The sequence below is a fragment of the Arthrobacter sp. Cr_A7 genome (genome assembly GCF_029222765.1).
Classification (GTDB): Bacteria; Actinomycetota; Actinomycetes; order Actinomycetales; family Micrococcaceae; genus Arthrobacter.
In genome coordinates, this window is sequence record NZ_JARHXQ010000032.1 from 1 (window position 1) to 20,929 (window position 20,929).

A 20,929-nucleotide genomic window follows, 5' to 3' on the forward strand; every position below is an offset into this window, starting at 1 on the left:
ACGGAATGTTAGGAAAGGATAAGTATGGGAGCCCAGATCCGGGTCTACCGCCAGAAGATCAGCTCGACCACGTCGATGCGCAAGATCTTCAAGGCGATGGAACTGATCGCTACCTCGCGCATCGGCAAGGCCCGTGCGCGCGTAGCAGCTTCACTGCCTTACGCGAACGCGATCACGCGCGCCGTTTCTGCTGTCGCCAGCCAAAGCGAAATCGACCACCCGCTGACCACTGAGCCGGAGCAAATCCGCCGCGCCGCCGTCCTGGTAATCACCTCGGACCGTGGCCTGGCTGGTTCCTACTCCGCGAGCGTGCTCAAGCAGGTGGAGGGTCTCAATGAGCTGCTCCACGCTGAAGGCAAGGAAGTCAAGACGTACCTCGTCGGACGCAAGGCGCAGGCCTACTTCGAATTCCGGAACCGTGAATATGCACGGGTCTGGACCGGAGGCACCGACGCACCCGAGTTCACAACCGCGCGCGAGGTCGGCGAAGCACTGCTGGCCGATTTCGCTACCGATTACGAAGAGGGCGGCGTGGACGAGATCCACGTGGTGTACACCCGCTTCAAGTCCATGGTTACCCAGGAGCCCACGGTCATCCGCCTGCTTCCGCTGGAAGTAGTGGAAGAACAGGCAGCTTCTGAATCTGACCTGTTGCCGCTGTACGAGTTCGAGCCGGAAACCGAGCGGGTTCTTGACGCTCTGCTGCCGCGCTACATCGAATCACGCATCTTCGCGGCCATGCTGCAGGCAGCGGCTTCCGAGCTCGCTGCACGCCAGCGGGCCATGAAGTCCGCAGGCGACAACGCCACGGACCTCATCAAGAAGTACACGCGTCTGCGCAACACGGCCCGCCAGGCTGAAATTACGCAGGAGCTTTCCGAAATTGTTGCCGGCGCCGACGCTCTCGCGTCCTAGCCTGCACCACCTTCGGATCCGCTGGACCTGCACCACAGATAAACTTAACCCCACGCCATCTACTGAGTGAAGTGAGAGAGATGACTGCCACTGCTACCGAACACGTAGCCGCAACGTCCGGTGCCACCGGCCGCATTGCGCGCGTAATCGGCCCGGTTGTCGACGTCGAATTCCCGGCTGACGCAATCCCGTCCATCTACAACGCACTCACCACCGAGATTACTCTCAACGGTGAGACCAAGACCATCACGTTCGAGACCTCCCAGCACCTGGGCGACAACCTCGTTCGCGCCATCTCCCTGCAGGCGACTGACGGACTTGTCCGCGGTACGTCCGTGGTGGACAGCGGTGCCCCGATCTCCGTCCCCGTAGGCGACGGCGTCAAGGGCCACATCTTCAACGTCCTGGGCCAGCCCCTGGATGTTGCCGAATCGGAACTGCAGATCAGCGAACGCTGGCCCATCCACCGCAAGGCTCCGAGCTTCGCTTCCCTCGAAGGCTCCACCGAGATGCTGGAAACCGGCATCAAGGTCATCGACCTCCTCACCCCGTACATCAAGGGTGGAAAGATCGGCCTGTTCGGCGGCGCCGGCGTGGGCAAGACCGTTCTGATCCAGGAAATGATCACGCGTGTGGCCCGCAACTTCGGTGGTACCTCGGTATTCGCCGGTGTTGGCGAGCGTACCCGTGAAGGTAACGACCTCTGGGTTGAAATGGAAGAGGCAGGCGTCCTCAAGGACACCGCCCTTGTGTTCGGCCAGATGGACGAGCCGCCGGGAACGCGCCTGCGCGTCGCCCTGTCTGCGCTGACCATGGCGGAATACTTCCGCGATGTGCAGAACCAGGACGTGCTGCTCTTCATCGACAACATCTTCCGCTTCACGCAGGCAGGTTCCGAGGTTTCCACCCTCCTCGGCCGCATGCCTTCGGCTGTGGGCTACCAGCCCAACCTGGCAGACGAGATGGGCCTCCTCCAGGAGCGCATCACGTCCACCAAGGGCCACTCCATCACCTCGATGCAGGCCATCTACGTTCCCGCAGATGACTACACCGACCCGGCGCCGGCAACCACCTTCGCACACCTCGACGCGACCACGGAACTTTCCCGTGAAATCGCCTCCCGTGGTCTGTACCCGGCCGTTGACCCGCTGACGTCGACCTCCCGAATCCTGGACCCCCAGTACATCGGCAAGGACCACTACAACACGGCTGTCCGCGTGAAGCAGATCCTGCAGAAGAACAAGGAACTCCAGGACATCATCGCCATCCTCGGCGTTGACGAACTCTCCGAAGAGGACAAGATCGTCGTGTCGCGTGCACGCCGCATCCAGCAGTTCCTCTCGCAGAACACCTACACCGCCAAGCAGTTCACCGGCGTTGAAGGCTCCACGGTTTCCATCAAGGACACCGTTGAAGGCTTCTCGGCCATCTGCGACGGCGAACTCGACCACATCGCGGAGCAGGCGTTCTTCAACGTCGGCGGCCTCGATGACGTTGAGCGCCAGTGGGCCAAGATCCAGGAACAGACCAAGTAATATGGCTGAGCTTGAGGTTGAGATTGTCGCAGCGGACCACTTCGTGTGGTCCGGAGCGGCCAAGATGGTCAAGGCCCGCACCAGCGATGGTGAAATCGGAATCCTGCCCGGCCACTCGCCCCTGCTGGCGATCCTGGCCGAAGGTGAACTGGCCATCCAGCCGGTTTCCGGGGACCGTATTGCGGTAGATGTTGACGGCGGATTCTTCTCCGTCGACAACGACCGCGTGGTTATTGTTGCTGACAACGCCCACCTGGGCGGCTCGGCTACCGCTGGGATCCGCTAGCACCACCTTGATGGACGCTCCGAGTCTTCCGTTCATCGCCATGGCAATCGCTTTCGGATTGCTGATCTTTGCACTGTGCCTTCTGGGGGTGCGCCGCTTCAACCTGCGGCGTGCCCTCGGCACGGTGGACGCCTCCATCTGCATGGCTGGAAACAGCTGGCGGATGGGGGTTTGTCGTTATCAGGACAACGACCTTGAGTGGTTCAGGCTGCTCTCGTTGAGCGTCCGGCCCAAGCACAAGTTCAAGCGGCATTCCCTTGAACTCCTTGGCCGGCGCAAACCCACGGAGGCTGAGGCAGTCAAGGTCCAGCCCGACGTCGTGATTGTCGAACTCCGCTACGAAGGCCAGGACTTCCGGCTCGCCATGAAGTTCGACGCCTATACGGGACTGTCCTCCTGGCTGGAGGCCGGCCCGGTCATCGGCGTGGGGACCTGGCGCTAACCGGCGTGGACTGGCTTTTTGACGTCCGGCTCACCGACGGCCCGCTCTATTGGGCAATCCTGGTCCTCGGCCTGGCGGGCGCCGCCTACCTCCTGCTGCCTCCTCCGCACAGCGCGGGCAGGAGTTGGATCCTTCGGCTTATCACCGCCGCCGCTGCCGCTTTCGCCCTGGTGGTCACGGTTCACTGGGCCCTCATCAACGTCTTCTCCGTCTTCCCGGAAAACATTCCTGACGCTGTCCTGCTGTGGGTGGTCCCCGCCGTTGGTGCCGTGCTCCTGGTGCTGATGCGCCTGCCGCGGAGCAGTTGGCGGCGCCGGGGGACCGGGATCGCCGCGGCGCTGCTGGTGGTCGTCCTGTCGTCAGTCCAGATCAACGCCTACTTCGGGCTTAACCGGACCATCAGCGACCTGCTGGGCACCGCGTTGTCCCGTATCCCCACGCTGGAGCTGGCCCTTATGCGCCAGGCCGGCGGGTCCGACGGCGTCCCCCTCCAGGGCTGGAGCCCGCAGGGTGCGTTGCCGGCAGGGGGAGTCCTTCGCAGGTCAGCGATCCCGGGCACCGCTTCAGGAATGAACACCCGCGAAGCGTACATCTACCTGCCCCCCGCCTATTTCGTCCCCAACCGCCCCGCGCTTCCCGTGCTGGTCCTCATTGCCGGGCAGCCCGGTGGCCCTGCAGACTGGCTGACCGGCGGTTCGCTCCAGGGCCACATGGATTCTTTTGCCGCCTCCCATGGCGGGCTGGCGCCCGTGGTGGTGGTCCCGGACCCGAACGGCTCCCAATCCGCCAACACGATGTGCATGGACAGCCGGATAGCCCTCGCGGACACATACCTGTCCCAGGATGTGACCCGGTGGATCAGCGATACCCTCACCGTGGACAGCAACCCCAGCCGCTGGGCTGTTGGCGGATTCTCCTTCGGCGGCACCTGCGCGGTGCAGATGGCCACGAGGCATCCCGACCTGTTTCCCGCTGCGCTGGCCTTCTCGGCAGAGGCCGAACCCGCCATCGCCAAGGAACGGCAGAAGACCATCGAAGGATCCTTCCCCGGGGATCCGGAAGCGTTCAACCGGCAGACCCCGCTGGGCATCATGAAGCAGCAACGGTTTGACGGCAGCCTCCTGTACCTGACTGCCGGGCAGGATGACCCGGAGTTCGTTGCCTACCTGCGCACACTGGCGGCTGCGGCGAAGGACGCGGGTTTCGATGTCCGCGCTTACGAAGTGGAGCACACGGGCCATTCGTGGGACACGTCGTCGCGGCGTTTCGCGGATGCGCTGCAGCTCCTGGCCGACAGATGGGGGCTGCAGAAGTGAGCGCCGAGAGGCAGGTCCGGACCGCTGCCCTTGCATGGGACACCGTGGGGCGCCCGGCGCTGTTCCGTGCACTGGGCTCATTGAAGTCGGTGCCCTTCTCGCTGACGGTCCTTGCCCTGTTCCTGGGAGCCGGGGCGGTCACCGGCAGCTACCTGGCCGGACCGCCTGAACACTTGCTGGAGCTGGCCGGGGTCAGTGGCCCGGGGCTCCGTTCCGGCCACTGGTGGTCACTGTTCACCAGCCTCTTTTTCGCCACCAACCCCCTGGCGTACCTGGCAGCCTCCTTCATGATCATCGTTCTGCTGGGGCTTGCGGAGCGGAAACTGGGATGGCGTGCCGCCGCGGCACTGTTCTTTGGCGGACAGTTCGCAGCCGTCACGCTGTTCCTGCTGATTACCCAGCTGGCCGCATATGCCGGCGACGGGTGGCTGGACCGGATGGCGGACGACATCCTCATCGGACCCTACGGGCCGGTCCTTGCTGCCGGCATGGCCGGGAGCGCGCGGCTGCCGGTGCTGTGGCAGCGGCGGCTCCGGACAGCGGTGGTGTCCATTTCGCTCCTGCTGGTCCTGTACGTGGGGCATGCCGAAACCGTCATCGGTTTCCTAGGGGCACTCCTTGGCCTGCTGGTCGGGTGGTGGATCCAGGGTGACCAGGGCCAGCTGCACCGGCACCGCTCCACCGGCCGCGAAACCCGGAACCTGCTCGCCCTTACTGTGGCCGTTTTCGCTGTGGGCCCCATCCTTACGGGGATTGCGCGGGCGCCCACCGGACCGCTGGCGTTGCTGCGGGACGTGGTCCTCAATCCAATGCCTACGCTGGGGCAGTTGGCATTCAACTGCGGGGCAACCGTTGAAGCCTCGTGCCTGGAAGCGGGCCGGGCCGGGTTCGCTGGCCCCTTTGGCCTGGCGTTGGCCGTGGTTCCGGTGGTCCTGTTGCTGATCTGTGCCGACGGGATGCGCCGCGGCCGGAGGCTCGCGCTGAACATAGCCATCGCCATCCAGCTGGCCGTGACAGCGCTGGCGGCCGTGTACCTGGCGCTGTTCGCGTTGGTCCCGTCACGCCCGCAGGGCCCCCAGGCGGCACCCATGGGGTCGGCCTTCGCCCACGTGCTTCCGCTCGTCGTCGTGCCCCTGCTGCTGGCTGTGGTCCTCTGGCTCAACCGGCGGCAGTTCAGGGTGCAGACGATGCCTGCCGCCCGGCGGACGCTGGCTGTGGTGGTTGGCGGTTGCTGGGCCCTGCTGGCGGGCGGCTACGCCGCAGCCTGGTTCTGGTCGGACGGCCTGGCACGCGACGGCGGGCTGCTGGGCCTCTTCGCGGAACTGGCCCGGCAGTATGTCCCGGTTCCCATTCCGCAGCACTACCACCGCTTGTTTGCTGACCGGAACAGCGTGGAAGCTGTCCTCTTTGCCTACTCCGGGCCTGTTTTCTGGGTGGTCGCGCTTGCTGCAGTGTGGTGGGCGCTCATCGGCGGGCACTACGGCCACGATTCCGGCCGGCAGGACCGGTCGCGGGCCCGGGAACTGCTGCACCAGGGCGGTGGCCCGCTGTCATGGATGGCGCTGTGGGAACCCAATACCTACTGGTTCAGCCCCGACGGGCAGGGAGCCGTGGCCTACCAGCAGCACGGCAGCGTGGCGCTGACCCTGGGCGGTGCCTTCGGGCCCCGGCAGGCGCAGCAGGCAGCCACCGAGGGATTCCTGGCGCACTGCCGCAGCCACGCACTCATTCCCGCGCTGTACTCCTGTAACGATTCCGTGTGGCCTGCGCTGCGGGAACGCGGCTTTGCCAGGGTGGCCGTGGCGCAGGAAACCCGGCTGGCCATCCGCGAACTCGAGTTCAAGGGGAAGGAATGGCAAAACGTCCGGACCGCGCTGAACCGGGCGGCGAAGCTCGGCGTCGAGGCGGTCTGGGGCCCCTATCATGCACTGCCGGCGTCGCTGCGCTCCCGCCTGAACGAGGTGTCGGAGGAATGGGCGGCCAACAAATCCGTTCCTGAAATGGGATTCACCCTTGGCGGGGTGGACGAACTCGACGACGAGGAAGTGCTGTGCTGCCTCGCGGTGGACGGCAACGGAACGGTCCACGGGGTGACCAGCTGGCTTCCGGTGTACGACGGCGGGCGGCTGGTCAGCAGGACGCTTGACGTGATGCGTCGCGGTGCCGAAGGGTTTCCTGGCGTTATGGAGTTCCTGATTGCCTCCGCGGTGCTCGAGCTGCGCGACTCCGTGGAGGTCATCTCACTGTCCGGCTCTCCGCTTGCCAGCCGCCCCCAGGAGGCCCAGGAGGCCCGTGCGAAGGAGCAGGCCCAGGCCAAGGACAACATCCAGGCCGACAGCCAGCAGCATGCGCCGGCCGGGGAGGAAAGCCGTGCGGCAGGGGATGGTGCCCAGAACCTGGTCCGCATCCTGGACCTGGTGGGGCATGCCCTGGAACCGGTGTACGGCTTCCGTTCCCTGGCCGCCTTCAAATCGCGGTTCAAGCCCGAGTACCGGGCGCTGTACCTCTACTACCAGGACCCGCTGCACCTTCCCGCAATCGGCCGGGCCCTGACCCGGGCGTACCTGCCGGGGCTTTCCCTGCCGCAGGGCGCCCGCCTGGTGCGCAAATTGGTCAAGTAGGGAAATCCAAAGCGTGGGAAAAGGCCGTCAAGCCGGTGATGGCACACCCCGCAACGGGGCTTAACAACAAATGGTCCCCGGCAGAATTGCCGGGGATCATTTGTTTCGCTGAGAGCCGCGGACGGCTCAAAGGCGGGGGACTAGACCAGCGTTACGCCGGTAGCCTGGGGGCCCTTGGCGCCCTGGCCGATCTCGAACTGAACGCGCTGGTTCTCGTCGAGGGTCTTGAAGCCACCGGTCTGGATTTCCGAGTAGTGAACGAAGACATCACCGTCGGAGTCATCAGGGGTAATGAAGCCGAAGCCCTTTTCAGCGTTGAACCACTTGACGGTTCCCTGTGCCATTTATTTCTCCTCATTGTGGAACTTTTTAAGATCGGCACACCTCGTGCCGGCCTTGGTCACTCCGCGAGAAGAATCCTGAATTACCCGCCCGAATTACGGACCGGTGTTGCAGGAGCTTCGCGCTCGCAACATGTCTTGCGAGCATGAAAAACACCTACACAAAGACTGAGACAAGAATTTCATGCCCGTTCCCGCAGGTCAACGGTTTGGACGTCGAAAGAAACAAAATTTAGGTAAAGACCGGGTTAAATGCCTCGTCAGTGGCGAATTCGGTAAAAGGCCCGAGGGATAGGTACTTCTAGAAGAGCCGGGATTCGCTGTCGTCAACGCCGCGCATCGCGTCATAATCCAAGGTGACGCAGTCAATCCCGCGGTCGTTGGCCAGCACCTTGGCCTGCGGCTTGATTTGCTGGGCTGCAAAGATCCCGCGGACGGGGGCCAGGAGCGGATCGCGGTTCAGAAGCTCGAGGTAGCGGGTCAGCTGCTCCACGCCGTCAATGTCGCCACGGCGCTTGAGTTCGATGGCCACGGTGGCTCCGTCAGCGTCGCGTGCCAGGATGTCCACCGGACCGATGGCCGTGAAGTACTCGCGGCGGATCAGCGAGTACCCGGTGCCCAGTGTTTCGATCTGTTCGGCCAGGAGCCGCTGGAGGTCTGCCTCCACGCCGTCCTTGATCAGTCCGGGATCAACCCCCAGATCGTGCGATGAGTCGCTGAGCTTTTCGTGGATGTTGATGATCAGCCGGTCATCGGTCTTGGCTGACTGGACGGTCCACTGCTCAACGACGCCCAGTTCGAGGTCCACGTCCTCCGGCGAGGAAACCCGGAGGGTGGCCGGCGGACTCATCCAGTTGAGCGGCTTGTAGGAGCCGCCGTCCGAATGGACGAGCACAGAACCGTCCGCCTTTACCAGCAGGAGCCTGGTGGCGAGGGGGAGGTGGGCTTTGAGCCGGCCAACATAATCAACGGAGCATCGGGCTATGACAAGTCGCACGCCGTACAGACTACCGTCTGCCGCTGCCCGGGCTGATCCCGACGGCGGCGCTGCCGGCAATCGGGGACGCGCGGCGACGGCGGGTGGCTGGGGCAGAATGGATGCATGCCGCGTTCCAACCGTCCCCGCCGTCCTGTCTCCGGCAAGGGTGCCGCTTCCGGCCGGATCGGTGGCAGGAAGGGCGGCGGCGAGGTGCCTGAACTTGACCTGGAACGGGCGCGGGCAGGCATCGCCCGGCGGGAGAGCGCGCCGGACGGTGAGTGGATGGTCCGCACCATGACCGCCAAAAACGCCGAGAAGACCTACATCTGCCCGGAATGCTCCACCGCGGTGCTGCCCGGCGTCGCGCATTTGGTGGTCTGGAAGGACGACCATCTCTTCGGGGCGGCAGCCGGCCTGGCGGAGCGGCGCCACTGGCACACCAACTGCTGGATGTCGCGCAGTTACCGCTACCGCTAAGTACCGCGAGCGGCCGCACCCCTGCTGTCGCTAAGCTGGCATGCATGACTTTTGATCCGGCGTCGTACGAATTCAGCTCCTCCGGCACCCCTGTTCCCATCCGGGCCTCCACGGTCCTGCCCGCGCGGCGCGAAAACGTGCAGCTGCAGACGGACGACGGACATACCCTGATTGGGGAACTGGCGCTGCCCGAATCGGGGCCGGTCCATGCCACGCTGATCACCCTTCATCCGCTGCCCACCCACGGCGGATTCATGGACTCGCATGTCTACCGCAAGGCTTCCTACCGTTTGCCGGCCCTGGCAGGCATTGCCGTGCTGCGGTTCAATACCCGCGGGACCGCCTCTCCGCACGGGACAAGCACCGGCACGTTCGAGGAGGGCATCGGCGAAAAGTACGACGTCGAGGCCGCCGTCCGCTTCGCCGTCGGGCGGGGCCTGCCCAACAGGTGGCTGGTGGGCTGGTCCTTCGGCACGGAACTGGCCCTGATGTACGGGGCAGTGGAACCGGTTGCGTCGCAGGTGGAAGGCGCGGTCCTCCTGTCACCGCCGCTGCACCGCGCTACGGACAAGCACCTGCAGCAGTGGGCTGAATCGGGCAAGCCCCTCACGGTCCTGGTGCCGGAGCACGACGACTTCCTGCAGCCTGCCGAGGCGGCGGAACGGTTCAGCCTGGTGCCCCAGGCGCGCGTGGTGGGCGTGGCAGGAGCCAAGCACCTGTGGGTGGGGGAGAAGTACGCTTCCCGGGTCCTGAACGAGATCGTCGATGAGGTCACCGAGGCAGGCTCCGGCGCTGCCGGGCTGCCGCAGGAGTGGGACGGGCCCGCCGCCACCGCGTCCGCCTAGGCGGACGGGCCGCTAGTGCTGGTCCTGCCTGACGATGTAGATCTCCCGGATCAGCAGCAGGACGGCGGCTGCCGTGGGAATGGCGATCAGGGCGCCCAGGACGCCCAGCAGGCTGCCGCCGGCGATGACGGAAATGACGGCAACGGCACCGGGCACTGCCACGGCCTTCTGCATGATGCGCGGGGAGATGAAGTAGGCCTCGAACTGCAGGTACGCGAAGTAGCAGATGCCGTAGATTGCGGCGGTCTGCCAGCCCTCCGTCAGTGAGACGAGCAGCACCACAATGCCTGCGATCATGCCGCCCACCAGGGGGATGAACGCGAGGAGGGCAACGACGAAGGCGAGCAGCAGGGCGAACGGGATGCCTACGATGGACATCACGATGAAGGCGAACGTGGCGTTGAGCAGTGCCACGCAGGCCTGTCCAATCACGTAGTTGCCCACTGAACGGGTGATTTCCTCGGACAGGGCCTCCACCCGGTTTCGGCGGGAGCGCGGGGCCAGCCGGTATCCCCATTTCTTCATGGCAGGCAGCGCGGCCAGGAAGTACAGGCTCAGGACCAGCACAATCAGGGTGCCGAACAGGCCGTTGGCAACTGTGGATCCAAAGCCCACCACGCCGCCGAAGATCCCGCCCACGGCGGCGGGGTCGTTGACGAACTTGTCCAGTTCTTCGGACACGCGGTCCCGCACCCCGAACTGGTCATCAAGGCTGCGGAAAAACTCGGAGTCGATGAAGTCCCGGATCCAGACCGGTGCCTGCTCCACAATTTCCGTTACCTGCTCCACGATGGTGGGGATCAGGGTGGCGAAAAAGCCGACGACGGCGCTGATCAGCACGGTGACCGAGACCAGGATGCCGGCCGGGCGGGGGATTTTGCGGTTCTCCAGCCAGCCCACCACCGGTTCCAGGCCGAGGGCGATGAACAGCGCCGCCACGATCCACAGCAGCAGCTGCGTGGTGTTGGAGCCGATCCAGTACACGAGCAGGGCAAGCCCCACGCCCACCGTTCCCATGAACCCGAGGTACAGGGGGTGCTGCGGCGACATCCGGGGGCCCGGGCGGCCGAACTGCGGCCGCACCTCGCTGTCAAGGTCAGCTTCATCCTCGCCGGCCTGGTGCTCCTGGACGTACTCGGGCGGCATTTCGAACCGGAGCCTCGGCTGCGCACCCGGCAGCGGCTGGCGAAGCCGCCGGGCCACCAGGCCAAGGGCGGACGCCGCGGAGCCTTTCCGCCGCAGAGCTTCGGGTCCCGGGGGGACGGCAGCCGGAGGCTCCTGGCTTCGAGGATTCCCGTCTGCCGCGGAGGACTCGTCCGTCTTGTCAGTCACTGGTTTTTCGGGCCTGTTCCGTGCGTGGCACCGCGTCGGCGGGCCGGTGTGATGATCATCGCAAACACTATCAGCCGCCCTGTCAATAGCCGCGGAGGAGCCACCGCCCGGGCCTGCTGCGGGCGGCTCACGGGCCGTCCATCCGGGGCCGTGGTAACAAAACGGTTACTATTGAAGGTAAACCCCCGCTGATGATAGGTGTTCCCTTGCGTTTAAAGACTGCAGTCGCACTCGTGCTGCTCGGCCTCCTGACACTTTTGGCCGGCATCGGCCAGAGAACCATCTGGGCCCCCTCCGAGACCTTCACGGCGTCCGCGCCGGCCGATGCCGCGGAGGCGCCGCTGACCGTCATTGACCAGAATCTGCGCACCCTTCACGGCGGCACCGTCAAGATCACCATCGAAGGTGACGGGAACTTCATGCTCGCCGCCGGCCGTCCCGATGACGTGGACGCGTGGGTGGGCCAGGCAGCCCACAACACCATCAGCGGCGTTTCCGAGGACGGCAAGTCGCTGCAGGTTGAGCATGCCGACGGCGAAGCCACGGCACCCAACCCGGCCGGCTCAGATCTCTGGGTTTCCACCGAGAACGCCAGCGGCGAACTGGAGTACTCCTGGACCCCTCCGGCTGACGGCGACTGGACCCTCCTGCTCGCGTCCGACGGCACCAAGGCTGCTCCCGCCTCCGTGTCCATGACGTTCCCGAACGACACCTCCACTCCCTGGGCCATCCCGCTGATCGTCCTGGGCTCCCTGCTGATCCTCGGCGGCATTGCGCTGGCACTGCTCTCGGCCCGCAAGCCCAACGGTGAAGGCGGAGGCGACGGCGCGGGCAGCGGCTTCGCCCAGCGTGCCCGTGCCAAGAGCGAGGCCCGGACGGCGTCGCGCGCCAGCATGGTGGCCGCCGGTATCACCGCAGCTGTCCTGGCGGGTACCGGTACTGCCGCGAACGCCGCGACACCCGCCCCCGAGCCCTCCGGCTCCTCATCGTCCGCCGCGCAGGAAGAGGCTGCGTCCCCGGTCCTGCTGGACGCCCAGTTCCGGCGCATCCTGGAACAGGTTTCCAGCGCTGCCGACGCCGGCGATGCGGCCAAGGATGCTGCACAGCTCAGCGAGCGCGTGGCCGGCACGGAACTGGAGGTCCGCACCCAGAACTACAAGATCCGCTCGCAGGTGGGTTCCTACGAGGCCCGGATGCCGGTACGGTCCACCAAGCTGCTCACCACGGTTGTCACCAGTGACCGCGACTGGCCCCGCTCGGTGCTGGCCGTCACGCAGGGCGACGGCAACGTGGTCCCGCAGCTGCTGACCCTGGTCCAGCAGTCCCCCCGCGAGAACTACAAGCTGATGGAAACCACTCCGCTGCAGCCCGGCACCACCTTCCCCACGATCAGCCGCACGGGAACCGACACCCTGGCAGCCGGGGACAAGACGGGGCTCCTGTACAGCGGCGAAGAAGCCCTTTCCGGGCTGGCAGACCGCCTGACCACCCCAGACTCCGCCTTCAAGGACAAGCTGGTGGAAGGCGAGTCCTCGCCGTACATCGCTGACACGCTGTCCTACCAGGCTGAAGTGGTCAAGGCCGGCGAGAACGGCAACTTCTCCTTCACCCACAAGGTGGCTCCGGAAAGCACGGTTGTCTTCCGGACCGAAGACGGCGGCGCGCTGGTCCTGGGCCGGATCAACTTCAGCTTCGAAGGGACGCCCAAGGCGGCCGGCGACAAACTGACCATCGGGGACGACGCCGCAGCCCTTGCCGGCGGCAAGGAAACCACCACCGGAATGGTGCTCAGCTTCGCCGAATCCATGGCCGTGTATGTTCCGCCGGCAGGATCGACCGATCCCATGAAGCTCGTCGCGGCAACCCGCGGCCTGGTGGGGGCCAGCTTCAAGTAACCCGACTACCGCAGTACTTCCGGCAGCGGCCGGAGTGGCTAAAGTGGAAAGCATGAGTTCGCCAGCTTCCCGCCCTGTCCCTCCAGCCGCTGCCAGCCTGCTTAACCTGCGTGGCGCCGTCGACCTTTCCACCTTGAAACAGCGCCCTGCAGCGCCGGCCGCAACCGGAGTACCTGCCGGGACAGGCGCGCCGGCCGGGAACGGGCCGGAGGGGGCGCAGGCCGGCGGGCCCGAGCTGAGGGTCGACGTCACCGAAGCCAACTTCCAGCAGCTCGTGGAACTGTCCGCGCAGGTGCCCGTGGTCTTTGCACTGTGGGCCCCGTACTCGCCGGAATCCACCGGCATGCTGGAAACCCTGGACCGCGTGGTGGCAAGCTACGGCGGCCGGCTGGTCCTCGGGGCCGCAGACATCGACGCCTTCCCGCAACTGGCCCAGGCGTTCCAGGTGCAGGCCGTTCCCACCGCCGTCGCGGTCCTGAAGGGACAGCCTGTGCCGCTCTTCCAGGGCAGTGCCGACGAGCAGCAGGTGCGCAGCCTCTTCGACGAACTGTTGAAGGTGGCTGCCGCAAACGGCGTGACCGGCAGCCTGAACGCAGGTGCCGCCGGGGAACCGGAGCCCGCACCGCTGCCGCCCCTGCACCAGGCCGCCTTCGATGCCATCGAGGCCGGCGACTACGAGGCTGCCGCCGGTTTTTACCGGCAGGCGCTGAACGAGATGCCGTCGGACCATGACGCCAAGGCCGGGCTTGCCCAGGTTGAGCTCATGGCGAGGCTGCAGCCCCTGTCCGCCCAGGACAGTGAAGCGCTCCGTACGCTGGCCGCCAACGAGCCGGACAACGTGGAGGCCCAGCTGGGCGTTGCCGACCTGGACGTGGCAGGCGGGCACGTGGAGGACGCGCTGAACCGCCTGGTGGCGTTCATCGGGAGGAACTTCGGCCCTGAACGCGAGACCGCGCGGGTCCGGCTCCTGGAACTCTTCGACGTGGTGGGGGCATCGGACGAACGCGTCGGCAAGGCGCGGCAGGCCCTCGCGAGGGTCCTCTTCTAGTGCCGGCGCTTTTCGAGCCGCTGAAGCTGCGCTCACTCGAGCTTCAGCACCGCGGCTGGGTGTCGCCCATGTGCCAGTACAGCTGCGACCCCGACGCCGCCCCCGGCGTGCCCAACGACTGGCACCTGATGCACCTGGGTTCCTTTGCCGCCGGCGGTGCGGCGCTGATCCTCGCCGAGGCGTCCGCCGTGAGTCCCGAAGGCCGCATCAGCCCACGCGACGCCGGCCTGTACAACGACGCCCAGGCGGAAGCGTGGCAGCGGATCACCACGTTCGTGCACCGGCACGGAGCGGCAGGCGCCAAAATCGGAGCTCAGCTGGCGCATGCCGGCCGTAAGGCATCCACGTGGTGGCCCTTCTCCGGCAAGCACGGCAGCGTCCCCGTATCCGACGGCGGCTGGACCACTGTGGGGCCGTCGCCGCTGGCGTTTGAGGGGTATGCCGCTCCCGCCGCCATGACGGCGGAACAGATCCAGGAAGTGATCTCCGACTTCGCCACGGCGGCCGTGCGCGCCGTTGAGGCGGGCTTTGACACGGTGGAGATCCACGGTGCCCATGGTTACCTGCTGCACCAGTTCCAAAGCCCGCTGGCCAACCTGCGGGACGATGAATGGGGCGGTGACGAAACCGGCCGCAACCGCCTGATGCTGGCCGTCGTCGATGCCGTGCGGGCGGTCATCCCGGACTCGATGCCGCTGCTGCTGAGGATCTCCGCCACCGACTGGGCAGAGGGCGGCATCGACCTGCCGGCATCGGTCCGCCTTGCCCGCCAAGCTGCCGCGCGGGGCGTGGACCTGATCGACGTTTCCAGCGGGGGAGCGGTGGCCCACCAAAGCATTACACCCCGGCCGGGGTACCAGACAGGGTTCTCCGCCGCCATCCGGGAGGAAGCGGGTATTCCCACCGGAACGGTTGGCCTGCTGACGTCGGCAGGCCAGGCCGAGCACGCTATCGCCACGGGCCAGGCCGATGCGGTCCTCATCGCCCGGGCAGCGCTCCGGGACCCGCACTGGTGGCTGCGTGCGGCCTTCGAGCTGGGCCATGACATTCCGTGGGCCCCGCAGTACGAGCGGGCCCTGCCGAGGCGCACGTTCTAGTTGGTGCGTGGATGATGACGGACCGGCAGCCTGACGGGGCGCAAGCCCCTGGCGACCCGGCAGGGCAGAAACTCGAAGCCGCGATCCTGGAGCTCCTGGCGGCCAGGGCGGCGTCGTCCACCATCTGCCCGTCGGACGCAGCACGTGCCGTGGGCGACGAAAACTGGCGCGACCTCATGGAGCCTGCCCGGCGGGCCGCGCGCCGGCTGGTTGACGCAGGCGAGGTGCAGATCACCCAGGGCGGCTCGGTGGTTGATCCCTCCACCGTTAAAGGCCCCATCCGGATCCGGAAAGTGCGGTAGCAGCGGGCGCGCTTCGGAGGCATCAGCAACGGATCCCTTCGTACGCCTTTTTTGCTACTCCTGCGGGAGGACCCCCGGACCGGATGGTGAGGGCTAGTCTGGCTTCATGAGCGCTCCGATACCTGACCCGGCACCGCAACCAGGGCCCGTGGCGGCCCTGTCCATCCGGGGCCTTGCCAAACGGTTTGGCGAAAAAATCGCGGTGGACGGCTTCAGCCTGGATGTTCCGGCCGGCTCCTTCTTCGGCATCGTGGGACCAAACGGTGCCGGCAAGACCACCACGCTGTCCATGGCCACCGGGCTCCTGCGTCCTGACTTCGGCACGGCGGTGGTGCACGGCGTGGACGTCTGGACGCGGCCCCTGGAAGCCAAGAAGCTCATGGGCATCCTGCCCGACGGCGTCAGGCTGTTCGACCGGCTGACGGGCGAGCAGCTGATCACCTATGCCGGCCTCCTGCGGGGCATGCAGAAGGACGTCGTGGCATCCCGGGTGGGCGAGCTGCTGGCCGCCATGGACCTGTCGCAGGACGCCGGAACGCTGGTGGTGGACTATTCAGCCGGCATGACCAAAAAAATCGCTCTCGCCTCCGCCTTGATCCACGCCCCGCGCCTGCTGGTCCTCGACGAGCCCTTCGAAGCCGTGGATCCCGTGTCCGCAGCCAACATCCGCTCCATCCTGGACAGCTACGTGGCGTCCGGCGGCACCGTAATCGTGTCCAGCCACGTGATGGACCTGGTCCAGCGGATGTGCGACCACGTGGCCGTGGTGGCAGGCGGCCGGCTGCTGGCTGCCGGCACCGTGGATGAAGTCCGCGGCGGCGCATCCCTCGAAGACCGGTTCGTCCAGCTGGTGGGCGGCCGCAGCCACACGGAAGGGCTGGAATGGTTGCGCACCTTCTGAGGCTGAAGCTGACCCTGCTGCGCAACGGCCTCCGCCGCAGCCCGTGGCAGCTGGTCGGCATGGCTTTTGCGGGACTCTATGCGCTGGGCATTATCGCAACGCTGGTGGTGGCCCTGGTCCTGCTGCGCACGGCCGACCCCGAACTCGCACAGACCGCCGTGGTCCTCGGCGGGTCAGCCGCTGTCCTTGGCTGGGGAATCATCCCGGTGGTGGCTTCCGCCACCGACATGACCCTTGACCCGGCCCGCTTCACCACCTTCGCCATACCCATGAAGCAGATGCTGGCGGGGCTTGCCCTGGGCGGGCTGATCGGCATTCCGGGTTTGGCCACGGCACTGGTGGCGCTGTCCACGGTGGTGACCTGGTTCCGGGGTGTGCTGCCCGCGCTCGCCGCCCTGCTGGGAGCTGCGCTCGGCGTCCTCACCTGCGTTGTGCTCGCCAAAGTGGTGACCACGGCCACCGCCAGCCTTGCCGCTTCCCGGCGGTTCAAGGACGTCAGTGCCATCGCGTTTATGGTGCCACTGGTCCTGATGGGGCCCATCGTGGCGGGAGTGGGCCAGGGAATCTCGGCGTCCACAGGATTCCTGCCGGAATTCGCACAGACATTGTCCTGGACTCCGCTGGGCGCGCCGTGGTCCCTGGCCGGTGATGTCCATGCCGGCCAGTTTGGTCCGGCGGCACTGAAGCTCCTGGTCTCCGTTGCCGCGCTCGCTGCCCTGGCATGGTGCTGGAAGCTCCTGCTGGAACGTGCCCTCGTCACGCCGCCCTCTGCCGGCAGCGGCAAGCGCAAGGGCGGCAAACTGGGGCTCCTGGGACTCCTGCCGGCGGTACCGGCCGGCGCGGTGATGGCACGGTCGCTGACCTACTGGTTCCGCGACCCGCGCTACTCCGGGTCCCTGGTGGTCATCCCGCTGCTGCCCGTGGTGCTGGGATTCCAGGGGGCCCAGACGGGTGACTACTCCAGCCTTGCTGTCCTTGCCCCCCTGTCCGCCTTCATCCTCGCCTGGTCCATCTCTGCCGACGTCTCCTATGACAACACCGCCTTCGCCCTGCACGTCGCAACGGGCGTCCGGGGAGTGGCGGACCGGCTGGGCCGCGCACTTGCCTGCCTGGCGTTCGCCCTCCCCGTGGTGCTCGTGTTCGCCGTGGGCCATTCGGCATTCACCGATGACTGGTCCGGGCTGCCGGGCCAGCTCGGGCTGAGCCTGGGGATCCTTTTTACGGGCCTGGGGCTGGCCTCCGTCGTGTCGGCGCGCTATACCGTGGCCGTTCCGCTGCCCGGGGACAGCCCCTTCAAGAAGCCGCCCGGCAACGTGGGGCAGACACTGGCTGTGCAGTTCGGCGGAATGCTGGTCCTGCTGGTCCTGGTGCTGCCCGAGGCCGCACTGCTGATCGCACAGCTCGTGACGGGAAACAGCGTCTTCGGCTGGATCAACCTCGCGGTGGGAAGCGTCCTGGGCCTTGTCCTGTTTGTGGTGGGCGTGCGGCTGGGCGGAAAATGGCTTGACGCGCGCGGCCCGGAGCTTTTGGCCCAGGTGGCCGTCAACCGCTGACGTAAACCGTCACGGCAGGGGAGGGAACAGCATGGAAATCGTCATCCTGGGCAGCAGCAAGCAGATTGGAAAGCTGGCGGCGGACGCCATCGAGGACCTGGTCCGGCATAAGCCCAACGCCGTGCTGGGCCTCGCCACGGGTTCCTCGCCGCTGCCGGTCTACGACGAGCTGGCCGACCGGCACGAGGGCGGCCTGGACTTCAGCCAGGCCTCCGCGTTCACCCTCGACGAATACGTGGGCCTGCCCGCCGGTCACCCCGAGTCCTACCGGGAGGTGATCCGGCGCGAATTCACCAACCGGGTCAACATCGCTCCGGAGAACGTCCACGGACCTGACGGGACGGCGCAGGACATCCCCGCCGCGTGCCAGGCCTATGAGGAAGCCATCGCGGCCGCCGGCGGCGTTGACCTGCAGCTCCTGGGCGTGGGTACCGACGGACACCTCGCCTTCAACGAGCCCGGGTCCTCCTTTGCCTCCCGCACCCGGATCAAGAGCCTGATCGAACAGACACGCCGTGACAACGCCCGGTTCTTCAACAGCCTGGCCGAGGTCCCGCACCATGTCCTCACTCAGGGGCTGGGAACCATTATGGAGGCACGGCATGTGATCCTGCTCGCCACCGGCGCCCAGAAGGCCCAGGCTGTACGCGACTTCGTCGAGGGCCCGGTCTCGGCCATTTGCCCGGCATCGGTGCTGCAGTTCCATCCCCACGCCACCGTCCTGCTGGACGAAGCGGCGGCCTCCGCGCTGAAGCTTGCCGATTTCTACCGGCACACCTATGACAACAAGCCCGCCTGGCAAGGCCTGTAGCGCCCCAAATTCCTGACTGGAGCAGGGCTGCAACGCCCGACGGCGGGAGGTTCCGGACGGCGCCACGGCGGCGCCGCCGTCGAACGCCTGTTCCCCGGAACGGCTAAGATGGTTGGCATGACTAGCATGACGGACCCTCTCGAAAACGACCCGATGCGCGAGCTTTCCGGGGCTGGAACGTCCACAGCCACCATCGAGCGCGAGGAACTGCGCCAGGAGGTGGAGCCGGGCGACCGGGAGCGCTTTGCGCATTATGTGCGCAAGGAAAAGATCATGGAGTCCGCGCTGACCGGTGAACCCGTCATCGCCCTGTGCGGCAAGGTCTGGACGCCGGGCCGGGATCCGAAGAAGTTCCCGGTGTGCCCGATGTGCAAAGAGGTCTACGACGGCCTCCGCCCGGGCAACGACGGCGGCAAGGGTCCCGGAGGGGACTCAGGCAACAACAAGTAGTGACGGAAACACTCTTTGGCGGCCCCACCCTGCCTCCGGCTTATCCGGAACGTGCAGCCTGGGGAACCGCTCCGAAACTCCGTGCCTGGCAGCAGGAAGCACTCGACCTCTACTTGCGGAACAACCCCCGGGATTTCCTGGCGGTAGCCACCCCCGGCGCCGGTAAGACCACCTTCGCACTGCGGGTGGCGTCGACGCTCATCGAGTCCGGCGCCGTCAACAGGGTGACCATCGTGGCGCCCACGGACCACCTCAAGAGGCAGTGGGCGGACGCGGCGGCCCGGGTGGGCATCGCCATCGACCCCAACTTCAAGAACTCCGACGGCCAGCACGGCCGCGGCTTCATCGGGGTTGCCGTCACGTACGCCCAGGTGGCCAGCAAGCCCCTGCTGCACCGGGCCAAGACCGAAGCTGCGCGCACGTTGGTGATCCTGGACGAGATCCACCACGGCGGTGAGGCGCTGTCCTGGGGCGACGGCCTGCGCGAGGCCTTCGACCCTGCGGTGCGCCGGCTGTCCCTGACGGGTACCCCGTTCCGTTCGGACACCTCGCCCATCCCGTTCGTGGAATACGCCGAGGACCGGGATGGCATCCGCCGCTCAAAGGCTGACTACACGTACGGCTACGGGAACGCGCTGCGGGACCACGTGGTCCGGCCCGTGATGTTCATGGCTTACTCCGGACAGATGCGCTGGCGCACCAGCGCCGGCGAGGAGATGGCAGCGTCGCTGGGCGAGGCCGCGGTGACCAAGGACATCACCTCCCACGCGTGGCGGACGGCATTGAACCCTGCCGGCGAGTGGATTCCGGCCGTCCTGGCCGGGGCCGACAAGCGCCTCAGTGAGGTGCGCCGCACCGTTCCCGACGCCGGTGGCCTGGTTATTGCCACGGACCACGAGGATGCGCGTGCCTACGCAGGGCAGCTGAAGAAGATCACGGGCCAGTCGCCCACGGTGATCCTCTCCGATGACGCCAAGGCCTCGAGCAAGATCGAGGAGTTTTCAGCGGGGGAAACACGCTGGATGGTGGCCGTCCGCATGGTGTCCGAAGGCGTGGACGTCCCGCGGCTGTCCGTCGGGGTCTATGCCACCTCGACGTCCACGCCGCTGTTCTTCGCCCAGGCCGTGGGCCGCTTTGTGCGTGCCCGCAAAAGGGGCGAGACGGCGTCGGTCTTCCTGCCGTCCGTCCCGCAGCTGATGGCGCTGGCCAACTCCATGGAAGCGGAGCGGGACCATGCCCTGGACCGCCCCGAGAAGGAGGACGGCGACGGCCTGTTCAACCCGGAAGACTCGCTGATGGCGGAGGCCAACCGCGAGGACAAGGCCTCCGACAGCCTCACCAAGGGCAAGTTCGAGGCACTGGACTCGCAGGCGTCGTTTGACCGGGTGCTTTTCGACGGCGGCGAGTTCGGCACCGGCGGCGAGGTGGGGTCCGACGACGAGATGGACTTCCTGGGCATCCCCGGCCTGCTCGATGCAGAGCAGGTGGGCACGCTCCTGCGCCAGCGGCAGCACGAGCAGCTGAACCGGAAGAACCGGAAGGCGCCCGCGGCGGCCGCGGAAAGCCAGGCCCCGGCTGTCCCCGACCACCGGATGCTGATGGACCTGAGGAACGAGCTGGCCAAGAACGTGGCGGCCTGGTCCGCCCGGACGGGTACGCCGCACGGCGTGGTCCATACCAAACTGCGCACCGTGTGCGGCGGTCCGCCCGTGGCGCAGGCCAACGAGGAGCAGCTGCAGTCGCGTTTGCGGAAGCTCCAGGACTGGTTCATCGGCCGGAAATA

The 20,929-nt window shown here is 66.6% G+C and carries 20 protein-coding genes; 17 read left to right on the forward strand and 3 right to left on the reverse strand.

Annotated elements, in window-relative coordinates; genetic code table 11:
• Window positions 1-24: 24 nt before the first annotated feature.
• From P2Q66_RS01760 to P2Q66_RS01785, 6 genes are all read left to right on the forward strand, one after another.
• Window positions 25-915 carry a F0F1 ATP synthase subunit gamma gene (locus P2Q66_RS01760; RefSeq protein ID WP_079597675.1) on the forward strand — a complete coding sequence of 297 codons (891 nt, stop codon included), beginning with the start codon at window positions 25-27 and terminating at the stop codon, window positions 913-915.
• Window positions 916-995: 80 nt separating this feature from the next.
• Window positions 996-2,450: a F0F1 ATP synthase subunit beta gene (gene atpD, locus P2Q66_RS01765; protein ID WP_079597676.1), complete on the forward strand. Its 1,455-nt coding sequence runs from the start codon at window positions 996-998 to the stop codon at window positions 2,448-2,450.
• 1 nt (window position 2,451) lies between these two features.
• On the forward strand, window positions 2,452-2,736 hold the full coding sequence (locus P2Q66_RS01770) for a F0F1 ATP synthase subunit epsilon (RefSeq protein WP_079597677.1): 285 nt from the start codon (window positions 2,452-2,454) through the stop codon (window positions 2,734-2,736).
• A 10-nt stretch (window positions 2,737-2,746) separates the two neighbouring features.
• On the forward strand, window positions 2,747-3,178 hold the full coding sequence (locus P2Q66_RS01775; RefSeq protein ID WP_079597678.1) for a DUF2550 domain-containing protein: 432 nt from the start codon (window positions 2,747-2,749) through the stop codon (window positions 3,176-3,178).
• 5 nt (window positions 3,179-3,183) lie between these two features.
• Complete coding sequence (locus P2Q66_RS01780; protein WP_275725083.1) at window positions 3,184-4,494, forward strand: alpha/beta hydrolase-fold protein; 1,311 nt, start codon at window positions 3,184-3,186, stop codon at window positions 4,492-4,494.
• Window positions 4,476-7,115 (forward strand): DUF2156 domain-containing protein, encoded by a 2,640-nt coding sequence (locus tag P2Q66_RS01785; RefSeq protein WP_275725085.1) that lies wholly within the window; start codon window positions 4,476-4,478, stop codon window positions 7,113-7,115. Before P2Q66_RS01780 ends, P2Q66_RS01785 begins: the two co-directional genes overlap by 19 nt.
• A 140-nt stretch (window positions 7,116-7,255) precedes the next feature.
• On the opposite strand, the gene P2Q66_RS01790 is transcribed toward P2Q66_RS01785, so the two are convergent.
• On the reverse strand, window positions 7,256-7,459 hold the full coding sequence (locus P2Q66_RS01790) for a cold-shock protein (RefSeq protein ID WP_011692441.1): 204 nt from the start codon (window positions 7,457-7,459) through the stop codon (window positions 7,256-7,258).
• A 298-nt stretch (window positions 7,460-7,757) separates the two neighbouring features.
• Window positions 7,758-8,453, reverse strand: coding sequence for an endonuclease NucS (gene nucS, locus P2Q66_RS01795; protein WP_079597681.1), 696 nt, complete (start codon window positions 8,451-8,453; stop codon window positions 7,758-7,760).
• Between the two features lie 105 nt (window positions 8,454-8,558).
• Here nucS and P2Q66_RS01800 point away from each other — a divergent pair, with 105 nt between their 5' ends.
• A complete protein-coding gene (locus P2Q66_RS01800) occupies window positions 8,559-8,912 on the forward strand; it encodes an ATP/GTP-binding protein (RefSeq protein WP_079597682.1) in 354 nt (117 codons plus the stop codon).
• 44 nt (window positions 8,913-8,956) lie between these two features.
• Entirely contained in the window at window positions 8,957-9,757 is an 801-nt protein-coding gene (locus P2Q66_RS01805) for an alpha/beta hydrolase (RefSeq protein ID WP_079597683.1), read from the forward strand.
• 12 nt (window positions 9,758-9,769) lie between these two features.
• Here P2Q66_RS01805 and P2Q66_RS01810 read toward each other — a convergent pair whose 3' ends face one another.
• The gene (locus P2Q66_RS01810) at window positions 9,770-11,089 is read right to left on the reverse strand and encodes an AI-2E family transporter (protein ID WP_275725109.1); all 1,320 of its coding nucleotides are present in this window, start codon (window positions 11,087-11,089) and stop codon (window positions 9,770-9,772) included.
• A 191-nt stretch (window positions 11,090-11,280) separates the two neighbouring features.
• Here P2Q66_RS01810 and P2Q66_RS01815 point away from each other — a divergent pair, with 191 nt between their 5' ends.
• The 9 genes from P2Q66_RS01815 to P2Q66_RS01855 all read left to right on the forward strand — a co-directional run.
• Complete coding sequence (locus tag P2Q66_RS01815) at window positions 11,281-12,984, forward strand: hypothetical protein (RefSeq protein WP_275725111.1); 1,704 nt, start codon at window positions 11,281-11,283, stop codon at window positions 12,982-12,984.
• Between the two features lie 52 nt (window positions 12,985-13,036).
• The gene (locus tag P2Q66_RS01820; protein ID WP_275725112.1) at window positions 13,037-14,032 is read left to right on the forward strand and encodes a tetratricopeptide repeat protein; all 996 of its coding nucleotides are present in this window, start codon (window positions 13,037-13,039) and stop codon (window positions 14,030-14,032) included.
• Complete coding sequence (locus tag P2Q66_RS01825; RefSeq protein ID WP_275725113.1) at window positions 14,032-15,129, forward strand: NADH:flavin oxidoreductase/NADH oxidase; 1,098 nt, start codon at window positions 14,032-14,034, stop codon at window positions 15,127-15,129. Before P2Q66_RS01820 ends, P2Q66_RS01825 begins: the two co-directional genes overlap by 1 nt.
• Before the next feature lie 11 nt (window positions 15,130-15,140).
• A complete protein-coding gene (locus P2Q66_RS01830; RefSeq protein ID WP_275725114.1) occupies window positions 15,141-15,431 on the forward strand; it encodes a DUF3253 domain-containing protein in 291 nt (96 codons plus the stop codon).
• 106 nt (window positions 15,432-15,537) lie between these two features.
• Complete coding sequence (locus tag P2Q66_RS01835; protein ID WP_275725116.1) at window positions 15,538-16,332, forward strand: ABC transporter ATP-binding protein; 795 nt, start codon at window positions 15,538-15,540, stop codon at window positions 16,330-16,332.
• On the forward strand, window positions 16,314-17,885 hold the full coding sequence (locus P2Q66_RS01840) for a transporter (protein WP_275725118.1): 1,572 nt from the start codon (window positions 16,314-16,316) through the stop codon (window positions 17,883-17,885). The genes P2Q66_RS01835 and P2Q66_RS01840 overlap by 19 nt, the downstream gene beginning before the upstream one ends.
• A gap of 31 nt (window positions 17,886-17,916) precedes the next feature.
• The gene (gene nagB, locus P2Q66_RS01845; RefSeq protein ID WP_079597691.1) at window positions 17,917-18,696 is read left to right on the forward strand and encodes a glucosamine-6-phosphate deaminase; all 780 of its coding nucleotides are present in this window, start codon (window positions 17,917-17,919) and stop codon (window positions 18,694-18,696) included.
• A 108-nt stretch (window positions 18,697-18,804) separates the two neighbouring features.
• Window positions 18,805-19,146, forward strand: a complete 342-nt coding sequence (locus tag P2Q66_RS01850; RefSeq protein WP_079597692.1) for a DUF3039 domain-containing protein — start codon at window positions 18,805-18,807, stop codon at window positions 19,144-19,146.
• A partial coding sequence (locus tag P2Q66_RS01855) for a DEAD/DEAH box helicase (RefSeq protein WP_079597693.1) occupies window positions 19,146-20,929 on the forward strand: 1,784 nt, incomplete at its 3' end. The genes P2Q66_RS01850 and P2Q66_RS01855, both read left to right, overlap by 1 nt.

What these genes read in the sequence shown, in the direction of transcription:
- P2Q66_RS01760 (WP_079597675.1), top strand. Translation starts at nt 25, where the DNA reads ATGGGAGCCCAGATCCGGGTCTACCGCCAGAAGATCAGCTCGACCACG.
- atpD (WP_079597676.1), top strand. Translation starts at nt 996, where the DNA reads ATGACTGCCACTGCTACCGAACACGTAGCCGCAACGTCCGGTGCCACC.
- P2Q66_RS01770 (WP_079597677.1), top strand. Translation starts at nt 2,452, where the DNA reads ATGGCTGAGCTTGAGGTTGAGATTGTCGCAGCGGACCACTTCGTGTGG.
- P2Q66_RS01775 (WP_079597678.1), top strand. Translation starts at nt 2,747, where the DNA reads ATGGACGCTCCGAGTCTTCCGTTCATCGCCATGGCAATCGCTTTCGGA.
- P2Q66_RS01785 (WP_275725085.1), top strand. Translation starts at nt 4,476, where the DNA reads ATGGGGGCTGCAGAAGTGAGCGCCGAGAGGCAGGTCCGGACCGCTGCC.
- P2Q66_RS01790 (WP_011692441.1), bottom strand. Translation starts at nt 7,459, where the DNA reads ATGGCACAGGGAACCGTCAAGTGGTTCAACGCTGAAAAGGGCTTCGGC.
- P2Q66_RS01800 (WP_079597682.1), top strand. Translation starts at nt 8,559, where the DNA reads ATGCCGCGTTCCAACCGTCCCCGCCGTCCTGTCTCCGGCAAGGGTGCC.
- P2Q66_RS01805 (WP_079597683.1), top strand. Translation starts at nt 8,957, where the DNA reads ATGACTTTTGATCCGGCGTCGTACGAATTCAGCTCCTCCGGCACCCCT.
- P2Q66_RS01815 (WP_275725111.1), top strand. Translation starts at nt 11,281, where the DNA reads ATGATAGGTGTTCCCTTGCGTTTAAAGACTGCAGTCGCACTCGTGCTG.
- P2Q66_RS01820 (WP_275725112.1), top strand. Translation starts at nt 13,037, where the DNA reads ATGAGTTCGCCAGCTTCCCGCCCTGTCCCTCCAGCCGCTGCCAGCCTG.
- P2Q66_RS01830 (WP_275725114.1), top strand. Translation starts at nt 15,141, where the DNA reads ATGATGACGGACCGGCAGCCTGACGGGGCGCAAGCCCCTGGCGACCCG.
- P2Q66_RS01835 (WP_275725116.1), top strand. Translation starts at nt 15,538, where the DNA reads ATGAGCGCTCCGATACCTGACCCGGCACCGCAACCAGGGCCCGTGGCG.
- P2Q66_RS01840 (WP_275725118.1), top strand. Translation starts at nt 16,314, where the DNA reads ATGGTTGCGCACCTTCTGAGGCTGAAGCTGACCCTGCTGCGCAACGGC.
- nagB (WP_079597691.1), top strand. Translation starts at nt 17,917, where the DNA reads ATGGAAATCGTCATCCTGGGCAGCAGCAAGCAGATTGGAAAGCTGGCG.
- P2Q66_RS01850 (WP_079597692.1), top strand. Translation starts at nt 18,805, where the DNA reads ATGGTTGGCATGACTAGCATGACGGACCCTCTCGAAAACGACCCGATG.